General features: G+C 54.5%; 20 protein-coding genes. 17 read left to right on the top strand and 3 right to left on the bottom strand.

What is annotated here, in order from left to right; all coding sequences use genetic code 11:
* Positions 1-524 precede the first annotated feature (524 nt).
* From kdpA to BC440_RS01915, 12 genes are all read left to right on the top strand, one after another.
* Positions 525-2,234 (top strand): potassium-transporting ATPase subunit KdpA, encoded by a 1,710-nt coding sequence (gene kdpA, locus BC440_RS01970; protein ID WP_063094974.1) that lies wholly within the window; start codon positions 525-527, stop codon positions 2,232-2,234.
* Between the two features lie 17 nt (positions 2,235-2,251).
* Positions 2,252-4,285, top strand: coding sequence for a potassium-transporting ATPase subunit KdpB (kdpB, locus tag BC440_RS01965; protein WP_063094976.1), 2,034 nt, complete (start codon positions 2,252-2,254; stop codon positions 4,283-4,285).
* Positions 4,286-4,298: 13 nt separating this feature from the next.
* Complete coding sequence (gene kdpC, locus BC440_RS01960) at positions 4,299-4,865, top strand: potassium-transporting ATPase subunit KdpC (protein ID WP_063094978.1); 567 nt, start codon at positions 4,299-4,301, stop codon at positions 4,863-4,865.
* A gap of 208 nt (positions 4,866-5,073) precedes the next feature.
* The gene (locus BC440_RS01955) at positions 5,074-7,803 is read left to right on the top strand and encodes a sensor histidine kinase KdpD (RefSeq protein ID WP_063094980.1); all 2,730 of its coding nucleotides are present in this window, start codon (positions 5,074-5,076) and stop codon (positions 7,801-7,803) included.
* 1 nt (position 7,804) lies between these two features.
* Positions 7,805-8,488, top strand: a complete 684-nt coding sequence (locus tag BC440_RS01950) for a response regulator transcription factor (RefSeq protein WP_063094982.1) — start codon at positions 7,805-7,807, stop codon at positions 8,486-8,488.
* A gap of 346 nt (positions 8,489-8,834) precedes the next feature.
* Positions 8,835-11,174 (top strand): NosR/NirI family protein, encoded by a 2,340-nt coding sequence (locus BC440_RS01945; RefSeq protein WP_063094985.1) that lies wholly within the window; start codon positions 8,835-8,837, stop codon positions 11,172-11,174.
* Positions 11,175-11,192: 18 nt separating this feature from the next.
* Positions 11,193-13,109 carry a TAT-dependent nitrous-oxide reductase gene (nosZ, locus tag BC440_RS01940; RefSeq protein ID WP_063094987.1) on the top strand — a complete coding sequence of 639 codons (1,917 nt, stop codon included), beginning with the start codon at positions 11,193-11,195 and terminating at the stop codon, positions 13,107-13,109.
* 11 nt (positions 13,110-13,120) lie between these two features.
* Positions 13,121-14,419: a nitrous oxide reductase family maturation protein NosD gene (locus BC440_RS01935; RefSeq protein WP_063094989.1), complete on the top strand. Its 1,299-nt coding sequence runs from the start codon at positions 13,121-13,123 to the stop codon at positions 14,417-14,419.
* The gene (locus tag BC440_RS01930) at positions 14,409-15,338 is read left to right on the top strand and encodes an ABC transporter ATP-binding protein (protein ID WP_063094991.1); all 930 of its coding nucleotides are present in this window, start codon (positions 14,409-14,411) and stop codon (positions 15,336-15,338) included. The genes BC440_RS01935 and BC440_RS01930 overlap by 11 nt, the downstream gene beginning before the upstream one ends.
* Positions 15,335-16,159: an ABC transporter permease subunit gene (locus tag BC440_RS01925; protein ID WP_063094993.1), complete on the top strand. Its 825-nt coding sequence runs from the start codon at positions 15,335-15,337 to the stop codon at positions 16,157-16,159. The genes BC440_RS01930 and BC440_RS01925 overlap by 4 nt, the downstream gene beginning before the upstream one ends.
* Positions 16,156-16,671 carry a nitrous oxide reductase accessory protein NosL gene (locus tag BC440_RS01920; protein WP_063094995.1) on the top strand — a complete coding sequence of 172 codons (516 nt, stop codon included), beginning with the start codon at positions 16,156-16,158 and terminating at the stop codon, positions 16,669-16,671. Before BC440_RS01925 ends, BC440_RS01920 begins: the two co-directional genes overlap by 4 nt.
* Positions 16,668-17,657 carry an FAD:protein FMN transferase gene (locus tag BC440_RS01915; protein ID WP_063094997.1) on the top strand — a complete coding sequence of 330 codons (990 nt, stop codon included), beginning with the start codon at positions 16,668-16,670 and terminating at the stop codon, positions 17,655-17,657. Before BC440_RS01920 ends, BC440_RS01915 begins: the two co-directional genes overlap by 4 nt.
* A 201-nt stretch (positions 17,658-17,858) precedes the next feature.
* On the opposite strand, the gene BC440_RS01910 is transcribed toward BC440_RS01915, so the two are convergent.
* Genes BC440_RS01910 through BC440_RS01900 form a run of 3 tightly spaced genes read right to left on the bottom strand, consistent with a single transcriptional unit; the run spans position 17,859 to position 20,479 of the window.
* Positions 17,859-18,776, bottom strand: a complete 918-nt coding sequence (locus tag BC440_RS01910) for a U32 family peptidase (protein ID WP_063094999.1) — start codon at positions 18,774-18,776, stop codon at positions 17,859-17,861.
* A complete protein-coding gene (locus BC440_RS01905; RefSeq protein WP_063095001.1) occupies positions 18,773-19,750 on the bottom strand; it encodes a peptidase U32 family protein in 978 nt (325 codons plus the stop codon). The genes BC440_RS01910 and BC440_RS01905 overlap by 4 nt, the downstream gene beginning before the upstream one ends.
* A gap of 24 nt (positions 19,751-19,774) precedes the next feature.
* Positions 19,775-20,479 carry an SCP2 sterol-binding domain-containing protein gene (locus BC440_RS01900; protein WP_063095003.1) on the bottom strand — a complete coding sequence of 235 codons (705 nt, stop codon included), beginning with the start codon at positions 20,477-20,479 and terminating at the stop codon, positions 19,775-19,777.
* Between the two features lie 254 nt (positions 20,480-20,733).
* Here BC440_RS01900 and BC440_RS01895 point away from each other — a divergent pair, with 254 nt between their 5' ends.
* The 5 genes from BC440_RS01895 to BC440_RS01875 all read left to right on the top strand — a co-directional run bounded on the left by BC440_RS01895 (position 20,734) and on the right by BC440_RS01875 (position 26,372).
* A complete protein-coding gene (locus BC440_RS01895) occupies positions 20,734-21,441 on the top strand; it encodes a DUF542 domain-containing protein (RefSeq protein WP_063095005.1) in 708 nt (235 codons plus the stop codon).
* 185 nt (positions 21,442-21,626) lie between these two features.
* On the top strand, positions 21,627-22,079 hold the full coding sequence (locus BC440_RS01890) for a cytochrome c (protein WP_007089828.1): 453 nt from the start codon (positions 21,627-21,629) through the stop codon (positions 22,077-22,079).
* A 27-nt stretch (positions 22,080-22,106) separates the two neighbouring features.
* A complete protein-coding gene (locus tag BC440_RS01885; RefSeq protein WP_063095007.1) occupies positions 22,107-23,450 on the top strand; it encodes a cbb3-type cytochrome c oxidase subunit I in 1,344 nt (447 codons plus the stop codon).
* Positions 23,451-23,578: 128 nt separating this feature from the next.
* Positions 23,579-24,388: a CbbQ/NirQ/NorQ/GpvN family protein gene (locus tag BC440_RS01880; RefSeq protein ID WP_007089826.1), complete on the top strand. Its 810-nt coding sequence runs from the start codon at positions 23,579-23,581 to the stop codon at positions 24,386-24,388.
* Between the two features lie 16 nt (positions 24,389-24,404).
* A complete protein-coding gene (locus BC440_RS01875; protein ID WP_063095009.1) occupies positions 24,405-26,372 on the top strand; it encodes a VWA domain-containing protein in 1,968 nt (655 codons plus the stop codon).
* Positions 26,373-26,389: the final 17 nt, after the last annotated feature.

Raw genomic sequence — 26,389 nt, 5'->3', positions numbered from 1 at the left:
TCCCGCAATCAAATTAATGACGGAGTTGCAATTAATTGAAGAGAGCAGTTCGGGAAATGTGAGACCTTCTATCATATAACCTCAGAAATTTATTTCTCATTACTTGAGTTGTAGCTTGCAAGCTCGCTAAGCCCGCTTGTCATGATTCGGGGTTATGGCCTCTGGCGTGAACGCCAATCACAGCCGTTCAGAAGGCATCGCCGCGCGCTGTCATCGGGGTTTTACGCATTTTTTATGCCTGACATCGGTTCAGGACACATTTCTGCCATCGCATTTTTACGGTTCTCTCTCCTAGCCTGTAGCAGTTGATCCGAACACTACAGGAGTATCCCATGTTCGATCTGATCTATACCGTTCTGGCATTGGGTGCCTTTGCCATGTGCGGGCTTGCGGTTCGCGGCTGCGCACGGATCTAGGAGGTTCCATGATCAGTTACATTCTTGGCGGCGCGGTATCGGCCGCGCTTGTTATCTACCTGTTTTCCGCCCTGATCCGGGCCGAAAAATTCTAGGACGGAGTTCCCGATGACAACCGATCTCGGCCAGTTCGCGCTTTATTGCGCGATCCTGCTGGCGTGCGCCCCGTTGCTGGGCGGGTATATGTACCGGGTTTACAGCGGGCAGGCGGTTTTGCTGTCCCCCGTTTTCAAGCCGGTTGAGAAAGTCATTTATCGCATTTGCGGTATCGATGCGCAGGCATCGCAACATTGGTCGCGATATGCCGTGACCCTTCTGGCCTTTAATGCTGCCGGATGGGTTTTGCTGTTTGCCATTCTGCGTTTGCAGCATCTTTTGCCATGGAATCCGGCCGGGCTGGCGCCGATGTCGTCCGATCTGGCGTTTAATACAGCGGTCAGTTTTGTCACCAATACCAACTGGCAGGCCTATGGCGGTGAAACCTCACTGTCCTATTTCAGTCAGATGGTCGGATTGACCATGCAGAACTTTGTCAGTGCATCAACGGGCATGGCGGTTGCCGTTGCGGTGATCCGCGGGTTTGCTGGTCGCAAAATCCGTGATCTCGGCAACTTCCATGTCGATATGACGCGCGGTGTTCTTTACATTCTGCTGCCACTTTCGATTATCGCAGCGATTTTCCTGATGTCGCAGGGCGTTCCGCAGAACCTGAATTCCTATGTCGATGCAACCACGCTTGAAGGCACAAAGCAGGTTCTGGCACAGGGACCGGCCGCATCGCAGATCGCGATCAAACAGCTTGGCACCAATGGTGGCGGCTTCTTTAACGTCAATTCATCGCATCCATACGAAAACCCCACAGCGCTGAGCAATCTGCTTCAGATGGTTTATATCCTGCTGATCCCGGCGGCATTCTGCTTTCTGTTTGGCAAGATGGTTAATGACAAGCGTCAGGGCATTGCGATTTTCGCCGTGATGGCCGTGCTGTTTGTCGGTGGATTTGCCGCGACCTATAGTGCGGAAAAGGCAGGCAATGCGTTGCTGACAAATTCCAGCACGATTATTGCCGATCCGGGCAATATGGAAGGCAAGGAAACCCGTTTCGGTATCCTGAATTCCACCCTCTGGGCAACGGCAACGACGGCCGCGTCGAACGGATCGGTCAATGCCATGCATGACAGTCTGACACCGCTTGGCGGCATGGTAACGATGCTGAACATGCAGCTTGGTGAAATCGTCTATGGCGGTGTTGGTGCCGGTTTCTACGGCATGCTGCTGTTTGTTGTTCTGACGGTTTTCATTGCCGGACTTATGGTCGGGCGGACGCCGGAATATCTGGGCAAGAAGATCGAAGCCCGTGAAATCAAGCTGGCTGTTCTGGCCATCCTGACCATGCCGATCGGCATTCTGGTCTTCGGGGCCTTGTCGGCCACCGTTCCGGTCGCTATGACGGCAGTACAGGATGCCGGACCGCACGGGCTTTCGGAAATCCTTTATGCCTATAGCTCGGCGACGGGCAATAACGGCTCTGCCTTTGCCGGGTTCGGAGCAGGAATGCCGTTCCAGACTACCTTGCAGGGCATTGCAATGTTGCTGGGGCGTTATGGCTTCATCATTCCGATCCTGGCGATTGCCGGGTCGCTCGGGACAAAGAATGTCGTTCCGGTTTCGGGCGGCACATTCCCGACCCACGGTCCGCTTTTCGTTACCCTTCTGATTGCCGTCATTCTGATTGTCGGTGGTCTCACTTTCTTCCCGGCATTGGCACTTGGCCCGATTGCGGAGCATTTCGCAATGCTGGCCGGAATTGCCTACTGACCGGAGGAGTACAGAAAATGAAGAAAACAGAAAATTCCCGTCTGCTGGACGGGGCGCTTGTGCGGACTGCCAGTATTGAGGCGTTTCGCAAGCTTGATCCGCGGATCATGATCTGCAATCCGGTGATGTTCATGGTTGAGGCCGGTGCGGTGATGGCAACTGTCATCAGCATCCATACCGGTATGACGGGCGGTCCGGACCTGTCGGCCCTGATCCAGATCACCGTCTGGCTTTGGTTTACTGTCCTGTTTGCCAATTTTGCCGAGGCGGTCGCCGAAGGTCGTGGCAAGGCACGTGCCGATAGCCTGCGGTCAACCAATAAGGAAACCCAGGCAAAAAAGCTTCGCAACGGGGAAAAGACCGCCGTTGAAATGGTCGCAAGCAGCCGTCTTTCGCCCGGTGACTTTGTACTGGTCGAGGCGGGCGATGTCATCCCGGTCGATGGCGAGATCGTCGAAGGGATTGCTTCGGTCGATGAATCTGCCATTACCGGTGAATCGGCCCCGGTAATCCGCGAAAGTGGCGGGGATCGGTCGGCGGTAACCGGCGGGACGCGGATTGTGTCGGACTGGCTTAAAGTCCGTGTCACCGCCAAACCGGGCGAAAGTTTCCTTGATCGCATGATCGCGATGGTCGAAGGCGCGCAGCGTCAGAAAACACCAAACGAGATCGCGCTTAATATCCTGCTGGTCGGCATGTCGATCATCTTCCTGATCGTCGTTGTCACGCTTGAACCCTTCGCGCTGTTCTCGGGGACCTCGATCCCGATGGCGTTTCTGATTGCGTTGCTGGTTACCCTGATCCCGACAACAATCGGTGGTCTGCTGTCTGCCATCGGGATTGCCGGTATGGACCGTCTGGTCAAGGCCAATGTCATCGCCAAGTCCGGGCGTGCGGTTGAGGCATCGGGCGATGTCGATACGCTGCTGCTTGATAAAACCGGAACCATTACTTTTGGCAACCGTATGGCCGACGAATTTGTGCCACTCAAAGGCATCACGGACCGGGAAGTGGCGGAAGCCGCGGCAATCGCATCGCTTGCCGATGACACGCCAGAGGGCAAATCGATTGTCGAACTGGCGGGCAAGCTGTTTGACTTCCGGGGCGACAAATCGAAACTGTCCAAGGCGATTGCCTTTAGTGCCGAAACCCGTATGTCCGGTGCGGATATCGGTGCGGATGAATATCGTAAAGGTGCCGGGGATGCGATGCGGGCATATGCCGAAGCGGGCCCGCAGGTTGCCGAACTTGGCCGGATCGTTGATGGCATCGCCAAATCAGGTGGCACGCCGCTTGTGGTCGCGAAAAACCACAAGATCATGGGTGTCATTCATCTGAAAGACATCATCAAGCCGGGCATTCGCGAACGGTTTGCTGAACTGCGTGCCATGGGCATCCGGACCGTCATGATTACGGGGGACAACCCGTTAACGGCGGCCGCAATCGCTGCCGAGGCTGGGGTGGATGATTTTCTGGCCGAGGCAACACCGGAGAAAAAGCTGGAACTGATCCGTCAGGAACAGGAAGGCGGGCGTCTGGTGGCGATGTGCGGTGACGGATCGAACGATGCGCCGGCCTTAGCACAGGCAGATGTCGGGGTTGCGATGAATGATGGCACCCAGGCCGCACGCGAGGCGGGCAACCTTGTCGACCTTGATAGTGATCCGACCAAGCTGATCGAGATCGTCCAGGTCGGCAAACAGTTGCTGATCAGCAGGGGCGCGTTGACAACATTTTCGATTGCCAACGATGTTGCCAAGTATTTCGCGATCCTGCCCGCGCTTTTCATTGCGGCCTATCCGCAGCTTGGTGCGCTGAACATCATGGGGCTTGCCAGCCCGCAAAGCGCGATCCTTTCGGCGGTGATCTTTAATGCCCTGATCATTATCGCCCTGATCCCGCTGGCTCTGCGCGGGGTACGGTTTACGCCGGGCAGTGCGGCGGCGCTGCTGCGTCGAAATCTTCTGATCTATGGCCTTGGTGGTCTGATCGTTCCCTTTGTCGGCATCAAGGTCATTGACCTTCTGATCAATGCCGTTGGTCTGGTTTAACGGAGAATTTGTCATGTTGAACTTGTTACGTCCGGCCATTGGCATGGCTGCTGTGATGACGGTGATAACCGGTGTTGCCTATCCGCTGGCAATGACCGGGATCGGGCTGGGACTGTTCGCGGAAGAAGCCAATGGCAGCCTGATTGAAAAGAACGGTGTCGTGGTTGGTTCGCGCCTGATCGGCCAGAAGTTTGAAGGTGATCGCTATTTCCATCCGCGCCCTTCCTATGCCGGCGATGGCTATGAGGGGGATAATTCCGGTGGTTCCAACCTTGGGGCGACGAACCGGGAACTGGTCAACGGGATCAAGGCCCGTGCCCTTGATCTTTCGGCGGAAAACGGCAATCGCCCGGTGCCAATAGATTTGCTGACGGCATCGGGCAGCGGACTTGACCCCGATATCTCGCCCGAAAGTGCCCGCTTCCAGATGGAAAGGGTGGCTAAAGTCAGAAACATCCCGCTCAATGACCTGGAAGAACTGGTTGCAGCCCATATTGAAGATAGAACCTTTGGGTTGATCGGAGAGCCGCGGGTCAATGTTCTGATGTTGAATCTGGCTCTGGACGAAATGTCGTCCTGATCCGATGGATTATTCCAAAAATACAGGGTATCGGGCTGTCTTTCGGCAGTCCGGTGCCCGGCAAAGACAGGTTCAGCGCGAGGCAGAGGAAATGCGCGCTGTCTGGCTCCGGAGCAAGGTGCTGTCAGTCTATCGGCGATTTATCCGGGTGATCCGCCGATGGTTCTGATATGACAGGATAAATACGAAAGGCTTTGATCGACGCAAGATGACCGACGAAGAGGACCGTCCATCCCCCGAAGCCCTGCTGGAACAGACCCGCAAGGATGATCGGGGCAAGCTCAAGATCTTTCTGGGCGCCTATCCGGGCGTCGGAAAGACCTATGCCATGCTTCAGGCCGCGCAGGAACGGCGGAAGGAGGGGAGGGACGTTATTGTCGGCATTGTCGAAACCCACGGGCGCGTGGAAACCGAAAACCTCTTGCGCGGTCTTGAAGCATTGCCGCGCAAGAGGCTTTTGCATCGGGGCCGTGTCTTTGGGGAAATGGACATTGACGCGATCATCTGGCGCAAACCGGAAATCGCCCTTGTTGATGAACTGGCACACACCAATGTGCCGGGCAGCCGCCACGAAAAGCGCTATCAGGATATCGATGAGCTGCTTGATGCCGGGATTGATGTCTATACGACGCTGAACATCCAGCATCTTGAAAGCCTGAACGATATTGTCGCCCGGATTTCACGTGTTCGCGTACGCGAAACACTGCCCGACAGTTTCCTTGAAAAAGCCAATGAAATCGAGCTGATCGATTTGCCGCCTGATGATCTTTTGCAAAGACTGCGCGATGGCAAGGTTTATGTCATCGATCAGGTGGGGCGCGCGCTCCGGCATTTCTTCAGCAAGGGAAATCTGACCGCACTTCGCGAATTGGCGATGCGTATTGCAGCCGAACGCATTGATGCGCAGATGCTGGAATATATGCGTACCCATGCGGTCAGCGGCCCATGGCCGACGCAGGACCGCCTGATGGTGTGCCTGAATGAAAGTCCGGTGGCCAAAAAGCTGGTGCGCACGGCCAAGCGGATGGCAGAACGCCAGCGTGTTCCGTGGATCGCCTTGCATGTCGAAACACCACGCGACGACCGGATGGCGAATGCCGAAAAAGATGATATTGCCGAAGCACTGCGTCTGGCGGAACAGTTGGGGGCGGAAATTGTCACGCTTCAGGCGGAATCCCATTTGGCACGCGAGATTTCCGCATTGGCGTCCAAGCGCAATGTTACGCGTCTTCTGATCGGGCGGCCAAGGCGAAGACGCTGGACCGGATTGTTGCGTGAAAATGTGGCGCGCAAGCTGCTTGAGAATGCCGAGGGCTTTGATGTTACGGTCATTGCTGCGGACATGGATGAGAAAAAACGTTCGCTGATCTCGGACAATCCGTTCGAACGCGGAAACTGGCGATCACGCAGCCTTTCGTGGGTCTTTGGCAGCGTTACTGTGGCAACCGTTGCCGCACTTTTTGCTGACCGGTATGTGCCGCTTGGCAATCTGTCGCTGATTTATCTTCTGGCGGTGTTGTTAACTGCGATCCGTTGCGGCATGTGGCCGTCGATTGCCGCCAGTCTGCTGTCTTTCATTTCCTACAATTTCTTCTTCACCGTGCCCTATTACACCCTGTCGGTGTTCCATCATGAACAGCTGATTACCATCGTATTTTTCCTGATTGTCTCGGTCATTGTTGGCAATCTGGCAGGACGTCTGCGCCTGCAGGTCGATGCCATGAAAACCAGCGGCAAGCGCACTGCCAATCTTTATGATTTCAGTCGCAAGATTGCGGCGGCGGCATCGCTTGACGATGTGTTGTGGGCGGCTGTGCATCATGTGGCCGCGACGCTTGATTGTCAGTCGATGGTCCTGCAGCCGGGTACGGATGGATCGTTGGAAATTACCGCAGCCTACCCGCCAGAGGATCAGTTGGGGCTAAAAGATTGGGGGGCCGCCGAATGGGCGTGGGAGCATTCCAAACCGGCCGGCTGGCGATCCGAAACCCTGCCGACCGCAGAATGGCTATTCATGCCGGTAAATACCCCGCAGGGACCGCTTGGCGTTCTTGGTGTCCGCTTCAGGGAAGATGCGCGCACATTGGGGCCTTCCCAGCGTCGCCTGCTTGAGGCGCTTGTCGATCAGGTGGCCGTTGCTGTCGAACGTACCCGTCTTGCGACCGATATCGAAGAAGCACGCTTGCTGAGCGAGACCGAGCAGCTCCGCGCGGCACTTTTGTCTTCGGTATCGCATGATTTGCGCACCCCACTGGTATCGATCATCGGGTCGGCGACTACATTATCAAGCTATGGCGACAGCATGGGAGAAGAGGATCGCGGGCAGCTTACCCAGACCATCCTTGAGGAAAGCGAACGCTTGAACCGGTTTGTTCAGAACCTTCTGGATATGACACGGCTTGGCTATGGTGCCTTGCAGCCGAGAAAGGAATGGTCGGATCTGGCCGAGATTATCGGTCGTGCGGTGAAGCATGTCCGCAAATATGCCGGGTCGCGATCCTTTGACGTGCAGGTGTCGCCCGATCTGTCCCCGATCCAGCTTGATCCGGTTCTGATCGAACAGGTTCTGTTCAATATTCTTGATAATGCTGTAAAGCATACCGCCGACAACGGTCGGATTACAGTAAGTGCCAAGGCAGATAAAACACGGATGGTGGTCGAGATATCGGATAACGGGCGCGGTATTCCGGCAGAAGCGCGACAGGCTGTTTTTGATGTTTTCTATCGTGTTCGCGCAGGCGATAGCCAGGTGGCGGGTACGGGGCTTGGATTGTCGATCTGCCGTGGTTTTATCGAGGCGCATGGCGGAGGTATCGTTGCACACGACGGGCCGCAGGGGGTGGGCACAACGATTGCCATAACCCTGCCGATAACCGCGATGCCAACGGTTGCAGAGGATGACGAGGATTTGCAGGATGGCAGTGCGGAAGGAAGCTGAGATGCGCGATCAGGCCAAAGTGCTGATCATTGATGACGAACCGCAAATTCGCAAATTCCTGCGGATCAGCCTTGGTGCGCAGGGGTATGAGGTGATCGAGGCCGAAAACGGCCAGTCGGGTATCGAGAAATGCGCCCTTGAGACCCCGCATCTCGTCATTCTTGACCTTGGATTGCCTGATCTGGACGGGCAGGAAGTTTTGACGAAAATCAGGGAATGGAGCGAGGTTCCGATCATCGTTCTTTCCGTGCGTGCCAATGAGGAAGAAAAAGTGACTGCCTTGGACTGTGGTGCGAACGATTACGTGACCAAGCCGTTCGGCATCGCCGAATTGATCGCACGGGTGCGGGCTATTCTGCGCAGCCGCAAACCCGAAGACCTGACCAGTAGCGAGATTGTTTCGGGTGATCTAAAGATCGATCTGGCGGCACACAGGGTTTTTAAGGCCGATAATGAACTGAAACTGACCAAAAAGGAGTTTGCCTTACTGACCCTTCTGGCGCGTAACGCGGGGCGTATCGTGACCCATCAACAGATTTTACGCGAAATCTGGGGACCTGCGCAGGAAAGTGAAACACATTATCTGCGTATCTATATCGGTCATCTGCGCCAGAAACTTGGCGATGATCCGCTTAACCCGACCTATATCGAAAACGAGCCGGGGGTTGGATACCGGTTTTGTTAATACCGAAGTATTCCGGAGGTGAAAATGTGCGAGAGTTTCCTTTTGTCGCGGGCTCACAATTCGGGATTATATAGCTTTATGATATGAGCTTAACGGGACTTGAAAGTGCCGCCCATTTTGAGCGTTCTCGTCCCGTATGTCGTTTGGTATTGAAGTTTCGAAGAGATCAATTTTAGAGAGCGTCATCAAAAATGACGTTTTTGCGTAGATAAAACGACAAGCTATCAGGCAATTGCGATTTCGCAATTTTGACATGACGTGAGTCAAGTGATGGCGTTTCCGGATCCGATAAGGTCCCGCTCACTGGTGTTCAGATTATGGAGCATCAGTTTGGTGGGGACGTGCCGTGGTTGTTGTATCCGGATCATTTTCGTTATCGGGTTTGCGCCTGCTTCTGCTGGCAGTGATCGGTTGGGGGCTTGCGTTCACGAGCAGTTTTGCAGGGACGCTTGACGATTATGTCGTGTCGCTTGATGCCGGAAGCATCATGCCCGGAGCCGATCATATCGGCGAGGAGCAAACAACAGATCATCTTGTTCCCGTCTATAGCGGTAGTAACCAGCTTGGTTACATTTTCCTCAATAGCGACTGGGCCAATTCGGTTGGTTATTCCGGCAAACCAATCGACATTCTGGTCGGCATCTCGATGCAGGGTGTTATTACCGGTGCACGACTGGTTGCCCACAAAGAACCGATCGTGCTGGTTGGCATTCCTGAAAGCAAAATCACGGACTACATCGCGGGCTATACCGGTTTTAACATCGCCGAATATGCCCGCAGCGAAGAGCTGGATGCGTTGCCTGACGATATCGTGAGTGGTGCCACCGTCACCATCATGGTGATTGACGATTCAATTCGGCGCTCGGCAATCAAGGTGGCCCGAACACTTGGTCTGGGCGGGTTGGCGCAGCCGGGCGGCAAGGGCGACAAATTCGCCGTCGATATGTCGCAAGACGGGCCGGCAAGCTGGGATGAATTGCTTGGCGACGGGTCGGTTAGGCGTCTGTCGCTATCGCATGGCGATGTTGCGCAGGCCTTCGAGGGAACTGACGACAGAGGGCAAGGTAAAGGTAGTGGCAACGATCAAGCCAGGATCGCTGCCGACGGCCCGTTCATCGATCTATATACCGCTCTCGTTTCCATTCCGATGATCGGACATAATCTGCTGGGGGATGCGGAATATGCCAATCTTCAGAAGGTTCTGAAGCCCGGCCAGCAGGCGTTGCTTGTTGCGGCGAACGGTGAATATTCCTTCAAGGGATCGGGTTATGTTCGCGGTGGGGTGTTTGACCGTATTCAGGTTATACAGGGCGATAACAGTGTCCGTTTCCGTGACAAACATCACAAGCGCCTCGGGGAAATTGCGGCCGAGGGTGCGCCGCGTTTCAGGGAAGTTGCCCTTTTTGTTATCCCCGAAGAAGTGCCGTTTGATCCAACTGTGCCGTGGCATTTGCAGCTTCTGGTCCAGCGCCAGCTAGGCGCTTTGGAGAAGGCCTTTACGACATTTGGCGTCGATTATGCGCCACCGGTCAAATATCTGCGCAAGATCGATGTTGCGACGGCGGCACCGGATAATGTTTCGGAAAAAGCCAACGAGGTTGGTGCACAGAAATCCGGTACCGATACCCAAAACCGGGACGCGCTTTGGAAGCGGATATGGACGAACCGGATTGTCGATATTGTCATCCTGTCTTGCGCAATCCTGCTTCTGACCGGCTTGTTCTTCTTCCAGGACTGGTTTGTCCGCCGTCGCAAACTGACGCAGCGGATCCGGACTGGATTCCTGATCTTTACCGTGGTCTGGATTGGATATTATGCCAATGCACAGCTTTCGGTCGTCAATGTCCTGACGGTTGCCAATTCCTTTGGGTCGGGTTTTGACTGGTCCTATTTCTTGATGGATCCGCTGATCTTTATGCTGTGGTTTGCGGTTGCGGCGTCACTGATATTCTGGGGACGCGGTGCATATTGCGGGTGGCTTTGCCCGTTTGGCGCACTTCAGGAACTTTTGAACAAGCTGGCCAAACAGCTTCGCATTCCGCAAATCGCGGTTCCCTTTGGCCTGCATCAGCGCCTTTGGCCGATCAAATATATCGCCTTTCTGGTCCTGTTTGGCATCTCGTTCCATGCGTTCGATCAGGCCGAGCATCTGGCCGAGATCGAGCCCTTCAAGACGGCGATCATTCTTTCCTTCATGCGCGATTGGCCGTTCGTCCTGTTTGCGGTTCTGCTGTTGGTCGCGGGCCTTTTCATCGAGCGGTTTTACTGTCGTTACCTTTGCCCGCTGGGCGCGGCTTTGGCGATACCTGGTCGGATCCGGGTCAATGACTGGCTGAAACGGTATCGTGATTGCGGTTCCCCCTGCCACCGGTGCGCAAACGAATGCATGGTTCAGGCCATTCATCCTGACGGGCACATTGACCCGAATGAATGCCTGTACTGCCTTCATTGCCAGGAACTGTATTACGACGACCAGAATTGCCCGGTCATGATCCAGAAACTGGCCCGGTTTGAACGCCGCATGGCACTGCAGTCCGGTTCAAAAACTTCCAGACCTCAAACGAAAACCGAAACGACTTCTCATTCGAAACCATCGTCCGCGAGCTGTGGCTCCGGTGGATGCGGCGCAAGTTGTTCCAATCCGAAGTCTTCGGACGGAAACAACGGTGCGTCTAACCAGCTGTGACATATCAGGAGTTCCATTATGTCGAATGAAACAGAGAACTATAAGATCAGCCGACGCGGCTTGCTCGGCGGAACAGCAAAGATGGCAGGATTGGCAGGGATTGCCGGTGCAACCGGTGCTGCGGGCATTGCCGCGGGTTCAATCCTCGCACCAACGGCGGCAAAAGCGGCTGCTGGATCGGTTGAGGTTTTGCCAGGTGATCTTGACGAATATTACGGCTTCTGGAGCAGTGGGCAGGCTGGCGAAGTCCGCATTATGGGGGTTCCCTCCATGCGCGAGCTGATGCGCATTCCGGTTTTCAACCGATGCAGCGCAACAGGTTGGGGCCAAACGAATGAAAGCCGCAAAATCCTGACCGAAGGTCTGTTGCCGGAAACCAAAAAGTATCTGGCCGACAAGGGTGAAATCTGGCTGAACGGGGATTTGCACCACCCGCATATGTCCTTCACGGATGGGACCTATGATGGGCGATACCTGTTTGTGAATGACAAGGCGAACACGCGTGTCGCCCGCATTCGCTGTGACGTCATGAAATGCGACAAGATCATCGAAATTCCGAACGCGTCGGACATCCATGGTCTGCGCCCGCAGAAATTCCCGCGCACCGGCTATGTCTTTGCCAATGGTGAACATCGGGTTCCGGTTCCCAATGACGGTAGCATTCTGGACGATCCGTCGCGGTATCATGCAATTTTCACGGCAATTGACGGCGACACGATGGAAGTTGCCTGGCAGGTGATGGTTGATGGCAACCTTGATAACTGTGATGCGGATTATCAGGGAAAATATGCGGTTTCGACCTGCTACAATTCGGAAAACGGTGTGTCGCTTGCCGAAATGACGGCAAGCGAGCAGGACTGGGCGGTCATTTTCTCGATCGAGCGCATCGAACAGGCGATCAAGAATGGCAATTACAAGGAAATCAACGGCGTCAAGGTCGTTGACGGCCGCAAAGGATCGCCGCTGACCCGTTATGTGCCGGTATCGAACAGCCCGCATGGCTGCAACACGGCACCGGACGGCAAGCATATTGTCATTAACGGCAAGCTGTCCCCGACGGTTACCGTTCTTGATGTGCGGAAGTTCGAAGAGTGCTTCGAAGACAAGATCGAGCCGCGCGGAGTTGTCGTGGCCGAACCGGAACTTGGTCTGGGTCCGCTACATACCGCGTTTGATGGTCAGGGGAATGCCTATACCACCCTGTTCCTTGATAGTCAGATGTGCAAATGGAACATTGATGCCGCGGTTCGCAAGTTCAACGGTGAAGAGGTCGATCCGATCCTTGCCAAGGTCGATGTCCATTATCAGCCGGGGCATAACCACACTTCCATGGGTGAAACCAAGGATGCGGATGGCAAATGGCTTATCTCGCTTAACAAGTTTTCGAAAGACCGGTTCCTTAATGTCGGTCCGCTGAAGCCGGAAAACGATCAGCTGATTGATATTACCGGGGATGCGCCAAAGGTTGTTCATGACGGTCCGACATTTGCCGAACCCCATGATTGCATCATCGTCCATAGTTCGGTGGTCAATCCGGTGAATCTTTGGGATCGCAACGATCCGATGTTTGCCGAAGCCCGCGACTGGGCGAAAAAGGATGGTGTCGATCTTGAAGGCGATTCAATCGTCATTCGGGATGGCAACAAGGTGCGTGTCTATATGTATTCCAACGCGCCGATGTTCAGCATGGACAAGTTCGAGGTCAATCAGGGCGACGAGGTTACCGTATTCATCACCAATATCGATGATGTCGACGACCTGACGCACGGGTTCACCATCGCGAACTATGGCGTGGCAATGGAAGTCGCACCGCAGGCAACGGCATCGGTGACCTTCAAGGCCGATCGACCCGGTGTGCACTGGTATTACTGTCAGTGGTTCTGCCATGCGCTGCATATGGAAATGCGCGGCCGTATGCTGGTTAAACCGGCGTAAGGATAAGCACGATGTTTCCGGTCATCCGTCCAAAGACTGCCATTCGAACCGCTTTATCTGCGCTGGCGGTTTGGGGGGCAACATTCTCGTCGCTGCATGCGTCGGAAATCGAGGCAAGCCCGCCAGATAAGGGATTGCAGGAGATTGTCGACACGGCACAGGACGGTGACCGGATTCTGCTCGGCCCGGGAGATTATTCCGGGCCGATCATTCTGCATCGTCCGGTCATGCTTGAAGGTGGTGATGATGTCCGGATTGTCGGGAATGGAACCGGCAATGTGATTACCATCGACGGACCGGATGTGATGCTTCGCGGTGTCACCGTGACGGGATCGGGGCTGGATTTATCAACACAGGATAGCGGGGTTTTTGTGACCCCCAATGGCGACGGTGCCGTTATTGAAGACAGTGTGATCAGTGACAATCTGATCGGCATTTATCTTTCCGGTCCGGAAAACGCGACAGTGCGGAACAATATCATCGTCGGCCGGCAGGACCTGCGGGTCAACGAGCGTGGTAATGGGGTGCAGCTTTGGAACACACCGGGATCGGTTGTTGTCGGCAACGCAATATCACAGGGCCGAGACGGTATTTTTGTGACGACCAGCAAACAGAACCGGTTCATCGGTAACGAATTTCGCAATGTCCGTTTTGCGGTTCATTACATGTATACGCATGACAGCGAAATCCGGGACAACCGTTCCTTTGACAATACGGTCGGCTATGCGTTGATGTTTTCGGATGGTTTGAAGGTAACGAACAACCTGTCACGCGGGGATCGTGACCACGGCATTTTGCTGAACTATGCCAATAAGTCCGAATTTAGCGGGAATGTCGTGGATCGCGGCGGCGAGAAATGCGTTTTTATCTATAACTCCAACAAGAACGATTTTCGGGGAAACCGGTTCGAGGGCTGCGGGATCGGTGTGCAGTTTACAGCCGGATCGGAACGCAATGTCATTGTTGGCAATGCGTTTTCCGGCAACCGGACACAGGTCAAGTATGTCGGCACACGCTGGCTTGAATGGTCTGAAAACGGTCGCGGAAATTACTGGAGCGATAATGCCGCGTTCGATCTGGATGGTGATGGTCTTGGGGATCGGGCCTATCGGCCAAATGACATGCTTGATCAGGTCGTCTGGGCCCATCCATCCGCCAAGCTTTTGCTGAATGCACCCGCAATACAGATTTTGAAATGGGCGCAGTCCCGGTTTCCGGCACTGCATCCGGGGGGCGTGATTGACAGTCATCCGCTAATGGCACCGCCGGTTATCGCCCGATTTGAAGGAGACGGCTATCATGCCGAATGATCCTGCAATTCTTCTTGAAAAAGTGACCAAGACGTTCGATCAGCAAAACGCTGTCAACGATCTGTCATTGGAAATTGGCGCAGGCGAGAGTGTTGCGTTACTTGGCCATAATGGCGCGGGTAAAACGACACTTATCAAGCTGATCCTTGGTCTTATGCGTCCTGACAAGGGAAATATCCGCATTCTTGGTGAGGAGAGCACATCCCGCCATCGCGGAAAGAACGCGCATGCATTTCTTGGATATCTTCCGGAAAATATCGCGTTTTATAACAGCATGAGCGGTGCGGAGACGCTGGCTTTCTTTGCCCGGTTGAAACGCCATCCCGTGTCAGACTGCGCACGGATCCTTGAACGTGTCGGGCTTGCTGCAGCCGCGCATAAGCGGGTTGGGCATTATTCCAAAGGGATGCGTCAGCGTCTTGGTCTTGCGCAGGCATTGCTGGGCAATCCGCGGATATTGATGCTCGACGAGCCCACGACCGGCCTTGATCCGGAATTGCGCAACGCCTTTTATGACATCGTGCGCGAACTTGAAGACAGTGGTGTGACGGTCATTCTGTCGTCGCATGCGCTGACGGAACTTGAAGCCCATACCCGTAAAATTGCGATCATGCGAAAGGGCCAACTGATTGCATCGGGAACCATCGATGATCTGCGCAGGCGGGCCAATCTGCCGGTGCATATCCGTCTGATCACCAGACCGGGAATGGGGGCCGCCTGTGCTGAAAAAATTCCCGACGGGATCGGCTGCGAGCGGATCAACGACCATGGTCTTGATCTGACCTTGCCATCTGAACGCAAGATTGACGTATTGCGGCATCTGTCGGCCACCGTGCCGGAGCTTGACGACGTTGACATCAGGTTGCCGTCGCTTGGCGATCTCTACATGCATTTCCAGAAAGAAAGTGTGGTGTCATGAGAGAACTTGTCATCATTGCAATCAAGGAATTTCGGGACGGAATTCGCAATCGCTGGTTTTTAGGCGCGACCGCGGCGCTGGTCCTGTTTTCGCTAAGCCTTACTTTTCTGGGAAGTGCGCCGGCGGGCACCGTTGGCGTCGATCAACTGGCTGTTACGATCGTCAGTCTGGCCAGCCTTTCGGTCTTTTTGCTGCCATTGATGGCGTTGTTGCTGTCCTATGACGCGCTGGTGGGCGAGGTTGAACGCGGGACAATGCTTTTGTTGCTGACCTATCCGCTGTCGCGATCCGACATCATTATCGGAAAGTTTCTGGGCCAGACGCTGGGCCTTGGATTGGCAACTATTCTTGGTTTCGGATCAGCGGCACTTGTCCTTGTTTACGGAGGGATTGAAAGCGCTAACTGGATGGCCTTTGGCGTTCTGATAGGGAGTTCGGTTGTGCTGGGGGCGGCTTTTGTCGCACTTGGATTGGCCATCAGTGCCATGCCCCGTCAACGGAGTGCCGCGGCGGCTCTGGCGTTTGGTGTGTGGCTTTGTCTGGTGATCGTTTATGACATGGCGCTTTTGGGGGCGTTGGTTGCCGATGGCGGTGAAGGCATAAGCGCACCGGTTTTCGATATGCTTCTGACTGTCAATCCGGCTGATGCATTTCGCATGATCAATCTTTCGGGTTTTGAGGATGTCCGGGTTGCTGCCGGGCTGGTGATATCGGACCTTGAAGGTATCGGTAACGGTTTCGCACCCGTGCTCTCGCTCGGCATGTGGGTTGTTGTTCCGCTGATACTGGCGGTGGTGCTGTTTCGGAGGAAGCAGTTATGAAAGCCATTTTACCGTTTGTCGTTCTCGGGGCGATCCTGCTTGCGGGATGTCGCGAGCAAGAGATTGTCGCGCGTCCCGATCCGCAGGATCTGACACGCGATGTTTCTGGCTTTTTCTGCGGCATGATTGTTGCCGATCATCCGGGGCCAAAGGCCCAGCTGCACCGTAAATCGAATGGCGAAATTTTATGGTTCCCGTCGGTACGTGACGCGATTGCGTTTACGCTTATGCCCGGTGAAGCCCGTGACGTGGCTGTCATTTATGTAAATGACATGACCGGTTATGCCGACTGGCAATCCCCGCCACCAAATTGGGTGGTCATTGATAGCGCACATTTCGTGATCGGCAGTGACATGACAAGCGGCATGGGAATTGGCGAAGCCGTGCCATTCGGGACCCTTGCCGCAGCCCAGTCATTCGTAACCGCGCATGGGGGGCAGATTGTCGACTACAAAGACATCCCTGATGACTACGTTTTTGATCTTGGACCTTCGGACGGAGGTGCGTCATGACAGACTTGAACCGTCGTCGCTTTATCACCCTGTTTGCCAGTGCGGCATCAATTGCCTTGGTATCCCCCAAGGTCTTCGCCGCGTCAGATAAGCTGCATCGTTGGCAGGGAACCGCCCTTGGTGCAGAGGCTGCAATCTATCTGGACGGCCTTTCGCAAGATCAGGCCGATGAAATGATTTCGTCGGCACTTTCCGAAATCGAACGACTGGAAAACATGTTCAGTCTGTATCGGCCGGATGCGACAATTTCGCGCTTGAATCGCGATGGATTTGTCGAAAACCCCGAACAGGAATTTGTTGAACTGATGTCGCGCGCGGTCATGATTTCCAGACATACCGATGGCGCATTCGATCCGACGGTCCAGACTGTTTGGGCGCGGCTAACAGAACTGTCGCAGCAGATCGCTATCACTGATAAAGGTGCAGTTCAGGCAGAAATCGGGAGGCTGAAATCCTTGATCGGATATGAGGCAATCCGGATTGAGCCGAACCGGGTTTCCTTTGCGCAGCAGGGCATGCAGGTCACGCTGAATGGTATGGCACAGGGTTATATCACCGACCGTGTCGCGGGGGTTTTCCGGCGACATGGCATGAAGAATGTGCTGGTTGACCTTGGCGAAAAATACGCGATTGGCCCCAGAATAGACGATACGGGATGGCCGGTAAGATTTGGCGGGAACGATGCGCAGTCGTCCAGTGGAATCAGGATATATGATGGTGCATTGGCAACGTCGTCAGGTTCGGGATTCAGGTTCAGTTTGAACGGGAATTATACCCATCTGATCGACCCGCGCAGCGGACATTCGCCCGCCTTGTGGGAGAGGGTGAGTGTCTTTGCAGATACCGCAACGGATGCCGATGCGTTTTCAACCGCGTTTTCGATGATGCGTGAAACCGAAATACGGCATGCAGCGCGTCATCTGCCTGTTCGAAAAATCCTTCTTGTGCCTTTGGGCGAGGCGCAGGAAATAGAAATTGATGTGTGATCCAAAAGCAGGAAACCCGCAAAGGCAGTCCTAATTGACGACCGTCAAGGAGTATCAAAGCAAATCAATTATACTCCAACCATCGTCAATACATTGAGCTGTCCACTCCCCTGCACAATGTATCGAAGGGCCACAGTTCATCAGGCTGTGGCCCTTTTCATATCTGTATTCGGGATATGGATATTTGCGCGGTGGGGAAGGCTATTCTGCCCGGGAACCAAGCGTTTCCCGGAGATCCGCACCCGGAAGGCTGTGCAGGAAGCCATCGGCGAAAGCCAGATCGTTTTGCATTTCCAGCAACGATTGCCTGACCTCGTCAGACGAGGTTTCACCGTCAATCAGACGACGGTAGAGATTGGCAACACGCACCATATCAAGAGTGTGCGGTGAAATTCGGAAGGCTGTAACACCAGCATCTTTCAGATCATCAACGGCGGTCGATAATTCCAGATAGTGACTGGACAGGGTTTGCAGACCATTGACGGCAAGAAACGGTATATGATCCAGCGTTTCGACATCCATGCCATCAAGGGCCTCGCCGCAGACATATCGGCAGCCATCCTTGTGCAAGCCATGTGCGCGTGCAGAGTAACACCGGGCTGATATGGCAAGCGGGACACGCCCGAATATCTGGACTTCGATCTCGGCAGATTTCCGCGCGTTGCAAAGCGCTATGATCGATGACATCGGCAATTCCCAGGGAAGGGATACGCGATGCGCACCTTTGGAAATCAGGTAGTCCAAGGTGCTTTCGTTATATGTATTGATGTACGGCCCGACGACATGCGGGCGGCCGGAAAGCAGGCCGATGGAAGATATGTCGTTGGCTTCGATCAGAAGGTCCGGCATTTCGGCAATTTCACGAAGCTGGGCGATCTCGCGTTCATTCATCACGAGGGCCAGTGTCGAGAAGACGACTTCCTTTCCGGCATTCTGAAGCCGCTCGATGATGTCAGGCAGATGCTTGTCGAAAAACGGCATGCGTTTGGCGCAAACGACTTCGCCAACATGTACCGTATCAATGTCGGTTTCATCCGCGATCCGGGCATAGAAATCCTTTTTACGGTTTTCGTCCCAGTGAAACAAAATAGGCCCCATGACCAGTCTTGATTTTGTCATTGCCAGCTTCTCCGATAGGCACCTGTTGTATCTGCCTGACCTTCGCTAAGGGCAGCCAGATTACTGCGCGTACCGGTTTGCCCATTGGCAATGCGATCAAGGGACGCGCGGAATGCGCCGACAACCTGCGTGATATAAGCCTTGCCGCGTTGGCGTCCTTCTATCTTAAGGGCGGTTACACCGGCATCGGCGAGTTCGGGCAGGATTGCGGTAACGTCAAGGCTGGTGGGTTCTTCGAACAGGTAACCGGCCTTGTCCATGGCGCGAAACCGGCCTTTGCAAAGGGTCGGATATCCGACCTTTTCATCGTTGCCGTAAACATTGATTGTAAAATTGCCAAGGCGGGAAACGGTGCTGTCGCCGCGTTCCTCGTAATGGACGTGGGCTGCTGGCGAACAAACGCCATTCATGTTGGGGCTTTCCCCCGTGGCATAGGAAGATAGCGAACAGCGACCTTCGGCCATGACACACATGCCGCCAAAGGCAAAAACTTCGGTTTCCACCGAAATGCGCCGGTTTAACATCCGGATTTCTTCGAGCGACAGGACACGCGGCAGAACCACACGACGCACGCCAAACTCGCGGTGGTAAAAACGAATGGCTTCCTCGTTCGAGGCGGATGCCTGAACCGACAGATGCAGACGTGCATCCGGGTGTTTATCGCGCGCATAGCGCAGCAAACCGATATCGGCCAAGATTACCGCATCAACGCCGATTGCAACCGCATCATCGACGGCCTTGTGCCAGATATCTTCGGAACCGGCTTGCGGATAGGTGTTGCAGGCCAGATAGACATGCACGCCATGTCTATGTGCGAATGTAACGGCCTCGGCCAGTTCGGGTCGGGAAAAATTCAACCCCGGAAAGTTGCGGGCATTGGTCGCATCGCGGAAACCGCAATATACAACATCCGCACCGGCCTCGACGGCGGCACGCAGACTGGCGGGGGTTCCTGCCGGGCAAACTAATTCCATGAAATCCCTGTATGTGTTTGTCGGTTATGAAGGATCGGGAAGGGCGAAATCATCACCCGACAGCACGGTCTGACCGATGCGCGGCGTGCGACGTTTTACTGATTTCTGAATCCCTGAAATGTTTTCCGCATGTTCGCCAAGACGCCGGTCAAGTCCGCCCAGACGTTTTTCAATCGGGGACATCAGGGTGTCGGCAACGCGGTCCATGTCCGATTGCATCTGGCGATATGCCGCTTCGGCCGCGCGCAGTGCCAGACGTGCCGCAGGACCCAACGCGCCGAAGCTTTCAATGACGGCGGAACGCAGGTCTATTTCTTCGCCGTCCAGGGCATTGCGAAGGGCAACGACAAGGTCGGTCCGGCCCTCTATTCGTAATGCGCGCGAGAAAAACAGTGCGTCCCCGTCGGATTTTCCTTCGAGCAGTTCCAGAAGGGCCGGAAGCGGGCCGATGATCCGTGCCGCGATGATATTGTCATCCCCCTCATGGGCAGGGCGCAGGACGGGGGCCTTGGGATCAAGGGCAAGGAAAAGGTCGAGATCAAGGTCCGTCGGGCATACGAGCAGGGTAAATGTTTCGCGTTCGGTGACCCGTTCGAAAACAGCTTTGTGTCGGCGATACATGGTTTCCATGGCGTGCTGGCACAGACGTTCCAGCGCAAATGCCGGAACATTTCGAACGATGGGGTTCATCAGCAGAAAGGGTGTAAATGACGGGCGTTTGATTGACACGGCGGACTCCGGACCGAATTGGTTCCGGAAGTATTGTCATGTTTGGGTCTTAAGGTGTTGATGTCCGTCAAATCACTGAAAGATTTGAATTTTTACGGTTCTTGATAAGGCGGAAAGGTTCTGCTTTTGCAAGACAGTATCGGGCAGGGGGATCGCAAAATTCCACGCAGCGCTACTTGACCATCGTCAACGTGACTTTTGGGAAGGTGCCTAAACTTGGTTGGATCAATATCCGGGGATGGAGGCCCGCCAGCATGAAATCCGATTTCACCCATGATCAGGAAGCTGCCAATTCAGCAAATCTGATCCATCGCAAGATAGGCGATCTGGTCGCGAGTTTTCCGGGGGCGACCCTGGTTTTGCGACGCCATAAAATCGGATTTTGCTGTTCAAGCAACAAGTCGCTGGACGAGGTCACCAGTGTGAAAGGACTGGATGCCGGTCTGATTGCCCGTGAATTGTGTGATTTGCCCAAGGGACCACTGACCTTGCCGGATCCAAATGATATCAATGCGTTCATCGATTTTATTCTGGATCGGTATCATCAGACCCACTGTGATGAACTGGCCGAACTCATCCTGCTTGCCCGCAAGGTCGAGGCGGTTCACGGAGATCATCCGGACGCCCCGGCGGGATTGGCCGACGCGCTGTTTGAAATGACGGAAAAGCTTGATTCCCATATGGCGAAAGAGGAAATGGTTCTGTTTCCGGCGATGCGCGAAATGCAACGCAACAGTGCCAGCACAATCCCCCTGATCATGCCGATCCATTGCATGCGCGAAGAACATGACGAGCATGCCGAAGCCATCCATAAACTGCAAAAGCTGACCAATAATTTCACGTTGCCCGACGGTGTCTGCGGTTCATGGCAGGCGCTTTATTCCGGTACGGCCAAGCTGGTCGAAGACCTGGTGGCGCATATCCATCTTGAGAATGAAATACTGTTTCCGCGTTTTGAATAGCCTGACGCGGTTTGCCTTATCCTTCCTGCCGTGCATTTCCGACCCCACCTGCCCCGCCATTGTACGGGGCTTTTTTCGTTTGACGGTAGTCAAGGTGGGAAACGTCCAGTCGGGAAATGATTGCATGACGCCGTTTTGGGGACAGAGCGGCACTGAACTGCCAATCGGAGTGAGGATCCGTTCACATGTCGGAACGACTGACAAAATCTGCCGCCCGAAACATCTTCTACGGCGGAACGATCTTCTTTCTGGTCATCTTTATCGGACTGACCTTGCACAGCCACAACTATATCGTCAACGAGTCCAGCAATCAGGATCAGCTGACGCCATCGGTTGTCGCGGGCAAGCATGTCTGGGAACGCAATTCATGCATCAACTGCCATACGCTTTTGGGCGAGGGTGCCTATTTCGCACCTGAACTTGGCAATGTCTGGGTGCGGTATGGCGGTGAAGATGATCCGGAAGGTGCGCGCGATATGCTTAAGGCATGGATGGCCGCACAGCCCACAGGCATCGAAGGCCGCCGCCAGATGCCGCAATTCAACCTTACAGATCAGGAGCTCGATGAGCTTGTCGACTTCCTGAAATGGACCAGTGAAATCGACACCCAGAACTGGCCGCCAAACGAGGCGGGATAATCCGGTGCTGATGGAAACGAGGCTACAATGAAATATCAATCGCAAAAGGTTGCGCTGTATTACATATACGGCGCGCTGACATTGTTCGCAGCCCAGATTCTGTTCGGCGTGGTGGCGGGCACTGTCTATGTTTTTCCAAACGTCTTGTCCGAACTATTGCCGTTCAACGTCATTCGCATGATCCACACCAATGCCCTGATCGTCTGGTTGTTGATGGGGTATTTCGGAGCTGCTTACTATTTGCTGCCCGAAGAATGCGAAACCGAACTGCACAGCCCGAAACTGGCGATCATCCAGTTCTGGCTGTTCATGGCGGCAACCGCTGCTGCAGTTGTCGGATACATCCTTGGCTATCACGAAGGGCGTGAATTCCTTGAACAGCCATTGCCGATCAAGGTCGGCATTGTCGTCGTGGCGCTGATGTTCCTTTACAACACGACGCTGACACTGCTTAAGGGCCGGAAAACCGCAGTATCAAACGTACTGATGGTTGCCCTTTGGTTCGTCGCGTTGCTTTTCCTGTTTGCGTTCTATAATCCGTCCAACCTTGCGGTGGACAAGATGTACTGGTGGTATGTCGTGCATCTTTGGGTTGAAGGCGTATGGGAGCTGATCATGGCGTCGATCCTGGCGTTTCTGATGATCAAAATGACGGGTGTTGATCGCGAAGTCGTTGAAAAATGGCTTTATGTCATGGTTTCACTTTCGCTGTTTACCGGCATTCTGGGTACCGGCCATCACTATTACTGGATCGGAACCCCGGGATATTGGCAGTGGATCGGCAATGTGTTTTCCACGCTTGAGGTCGTCCCGTTCTTTGCCATGGTTGTTTTCTGCTTCTACATGGTTTGGAAAGGCGGCCGGGATCATCCGAACAAGGCGGCCCTGCTTTGGTCGCTTGGATGTTCGGTCATGGCGTTTTTTGGCGCGGGCGTATGGGGCTTCATGCATACCCTGTCGTCGATCAATTACTACACCCACGGAACACAGATTACCGCAGCACATGGCCATCTGGCTTTCTACGGGGCCTATGTGATGCTTAATCTGGCAATCTTCACCTATGCGCTGCCTTATCTTCGCGGGCGTGAACCTTATAACCAGCAGCTCAATATGTGGGGCTTCTGGATCACGACCAGTGCGATGGCCTTCATGACCTTTACCCTGACATTTGCGGGTGTCGTTCAGACCCATCTGCAACGTGTTCTGGGAATGAATTACATGGAAGTCCAGGACCAGGTTGCCCTGTTCTACTGGACGCGCTTGGGATCGGGTGTTGTCGTGCTGATCGGTGTCACCATGATTATCTGGTCACTGGTGGTGGCACCGCGTGATGCACGCGTAACAGCCGGGGCACGTCAGCCTGCCGAATGACGGCAATCAAGTCTGTGTGTTCGATTTCATGCTCTCTTCCATGACGACACATGGCGGACAACGACCGGTTGGTTCCCGCGACCGGTCGTTGTCATTTTCGGCCTCTCCATTTTCCAAGGAGCATTCAAATGCAGACCGCTCTTAAAGACGTACTCGCCCAGCAAGACGTTCCTTATTATCAGTCTACCGGCAACGAACAGCAGCTGTTTGAAACAGCCTGGCAGCAGCATCTGCCCTTGTTGTTAAAGGGACCGACCGGTTGCGGGAAAACACGTTTTGTATCCCATATGGCTGCAAAGCTGGGCGTTCCGCTTTATACCGTTTCCTGCCATGACGATTTGACTGCTGCGGATCTGACGGGGCGCTATCTGATCAAGGGCGGGGAAACGGTTTGGGTGGATGGTCCGTTGACACGTGCGGTCCGCCACGGTGGTATCTGCTATCTTGATGAGGTGGTCGAGGCGCGCAAGGACGTGACGGTGGTCCTTCATCCGTTGACGGATGATCGGCGTCTGTTGCCGCTGGACCGGACGGGCGAGATGCTTGAAGCTCCTGCCAATTTCATGCTGGTGGTGTCCTATAACCCCGGTTACCAGAACCTTCTGAAGCAGCTTAAACCATCGACCCGACAGCGTTTTCTGGCCGTCGAGTTCGATTTCCCGGACGCGGAAACCGAAAAAGCGGTCATCATGCGTGAAACCGGGATCGATGTTGAACGGGCAGCCCTTCTGGTGCGCATTGCGGGCAATATTCGCAAGCTTACCGGTATTGATCTTGAAGAAGCTGTTTCAACCCGGTTGCTGGTCTATGGCGCGACGCTTTTGATGGCCAATGTTGCATTTGATGACGCCATCAATGCGGCCATCATCGAACCACTGTCGGATGATGCGGATATCAAGGCGGGCCTTCGCGAGGCCATCGGGATTATCCGGGGCTGACAGCCGGGAGGCGATGATGAGTTTCGATTTTCTGGAATTCGAAGAACAGGTCGGCATGATCTGGCACCGGATTGCATCACGCAATCAGGAAAGCTATCGCGATCATGTTGAACACGCGATCACGTTTGCTGAATTGCGCGTTCATTTGCCGGTGATTTTTCGCACTCTTGGTGGCGACCCGGCGTTGGAATTTGCCCAGATTGATAAACGGGTTTCGGGGCATCGGCTACGCTGGCGGCAACGGATCGGTCTGGTGGATGAACAGATCACGATGGCCGAAATGAACGAGGCATCGGTAAAGCTGCCCGCGTCCATTTCACTGTTTCCGTCCCGTGATCTTAACCGTGATTTTTATATCTGGCTGATGGCATGGTTCGCGGTTTCGGAGCCGCAAACCATTTCGGCGGACATTTCGCAAAGCCCGTTATTGGCCGACATCATGCGGCTTTCCCGGGCACGACAAACCGATCAGGATGTGTGTCGCCAGTTCCCAGGCATCATCGGTTTGCGGCAACGCCTGTATGATGCGTTTCTGGCGTTGCGACCGGTTCGTCCCTTGCCCCGATGCGAACAGCAGATCGAAGAATGTGTTCTGAAGATTCTTGGGGCTGCGGATCAACAGGACGCAAACGATCTGTGGCCTGTTGTTAACGCCGTTGACGCAAATGGCGATATTGCGGGCATGATTGATGTTGCGGGTATGCAACCGCGTCGTTATGCGCCGTTCCTTCCCGTTCCGCTTTGGGGCGAAGCCATTTGTTCGGGCAAGGCCAGTCGTGTTGCCGATACCGACACGGACGAGGATGGAAATTCGTCAGACGGCAGTCAGGAACGTAAAAAACGCGCTCGCCGACGCAAGAATGATCAGGCTGGTCGCAATGATCCCCTCGCATTAAACCGGTTTGAAAAAATCCTTTCGATAGCCGAGATGGTCAATGTCAATCGGCCGATGGATGACGAGGACGAGCAGGATGCAAAGAAAGCGGCTGACGAGCTTGACGAAATGGAAATTTCCGACTGCAAACGCAAAGCGGCAACCAAATTGCGTTTCGATCTGGATCTGCCGCCACGCGAAGCTGATGAAGGACGCGTGATTGGTGAATGGACCTATCCGGAATGGGATTACCGTCATCAATCGTATCGCCCGGATTTCTGCAAAGTCGTCATGCAATCCGGTGATGAAAAAGTCAGTGAGTGTGATGTCTGGCATCCGGGTGAAACCGAACGGCGACAAATCCGCCAGGTTCGCCGCCAATTCGAAGCGTTTCGGCCGCGCCATGAAATTCTGCGCGCGCAAAGTGATGGAAGCGAGCTTGATCTCGAAGCATTGGTGCGCGCCCGCTGTGACCAGAAAGGCAGTGGAGAACTCAGTGACAGGCTGTATCTGAACACGGTTCGACGGGCACGCGATTTGTCGGTTGCGGTACTGGTCGATGTATCATTGTCGACCGATGCCTGGATACAGGATCAACGGGTTCTCGATGTTGAAAAGCAGGCGCTTTCGGTGCTGGCTGGTGGGCTGGACGAATGTGGGGACGAGTTTGGTATCTTCAGCTTTACATCACGTCGTCGGGATTGGGTGCGTATTAATGCGATCAAGAACTTCGACGAGGAATGGTCACGTTCTACGCAGGACCGGATACAGAAGCTCCGTCCAGGGTATTACACGCGGTTGGGGGCTGCCATCCGCCATGTTGGAAAGCTGTTGGGGGATCGACCGCACCAACACCGGTTGATGCTGGTAATCACGGATGGCAAGCCAAATGATATCGACCATTACGAAGGTCGCTACGGCATAGAGGATAGCCGCCGTGCGGTACGTGAATGCCGAAAGGCAGGGCTTGGCCTTTTCGGTGTAACGGTCGATCAAAGGGCACAGGATTACTTCCCCTATATCTTTGGGGCAGGCGGGCACGCAATTGTCAGCAAGCTGGAAAACCTTCCGGCGGCTTTACCACGTATCTATCGCCAGCTTGTATCTTGAAAACGGGTGATAATATG

Origin of the sequence: Thalassospira sp. MIT1004 (genome assembly GCF_001858545.1) — a bacterium.
Classification (GTDB): Bacteria; Pseudomonadota; Alphaproteobacteria; order Rhodospirillales; family Thalassospiraceae; genus Thalassospira; species Thalassospira xiamenensis.
The sequence above is the reverse complement of the archived record's forward strand: the minus strand, read 5'-3'. Positions and strand labels throughout refer to the sequence as shown.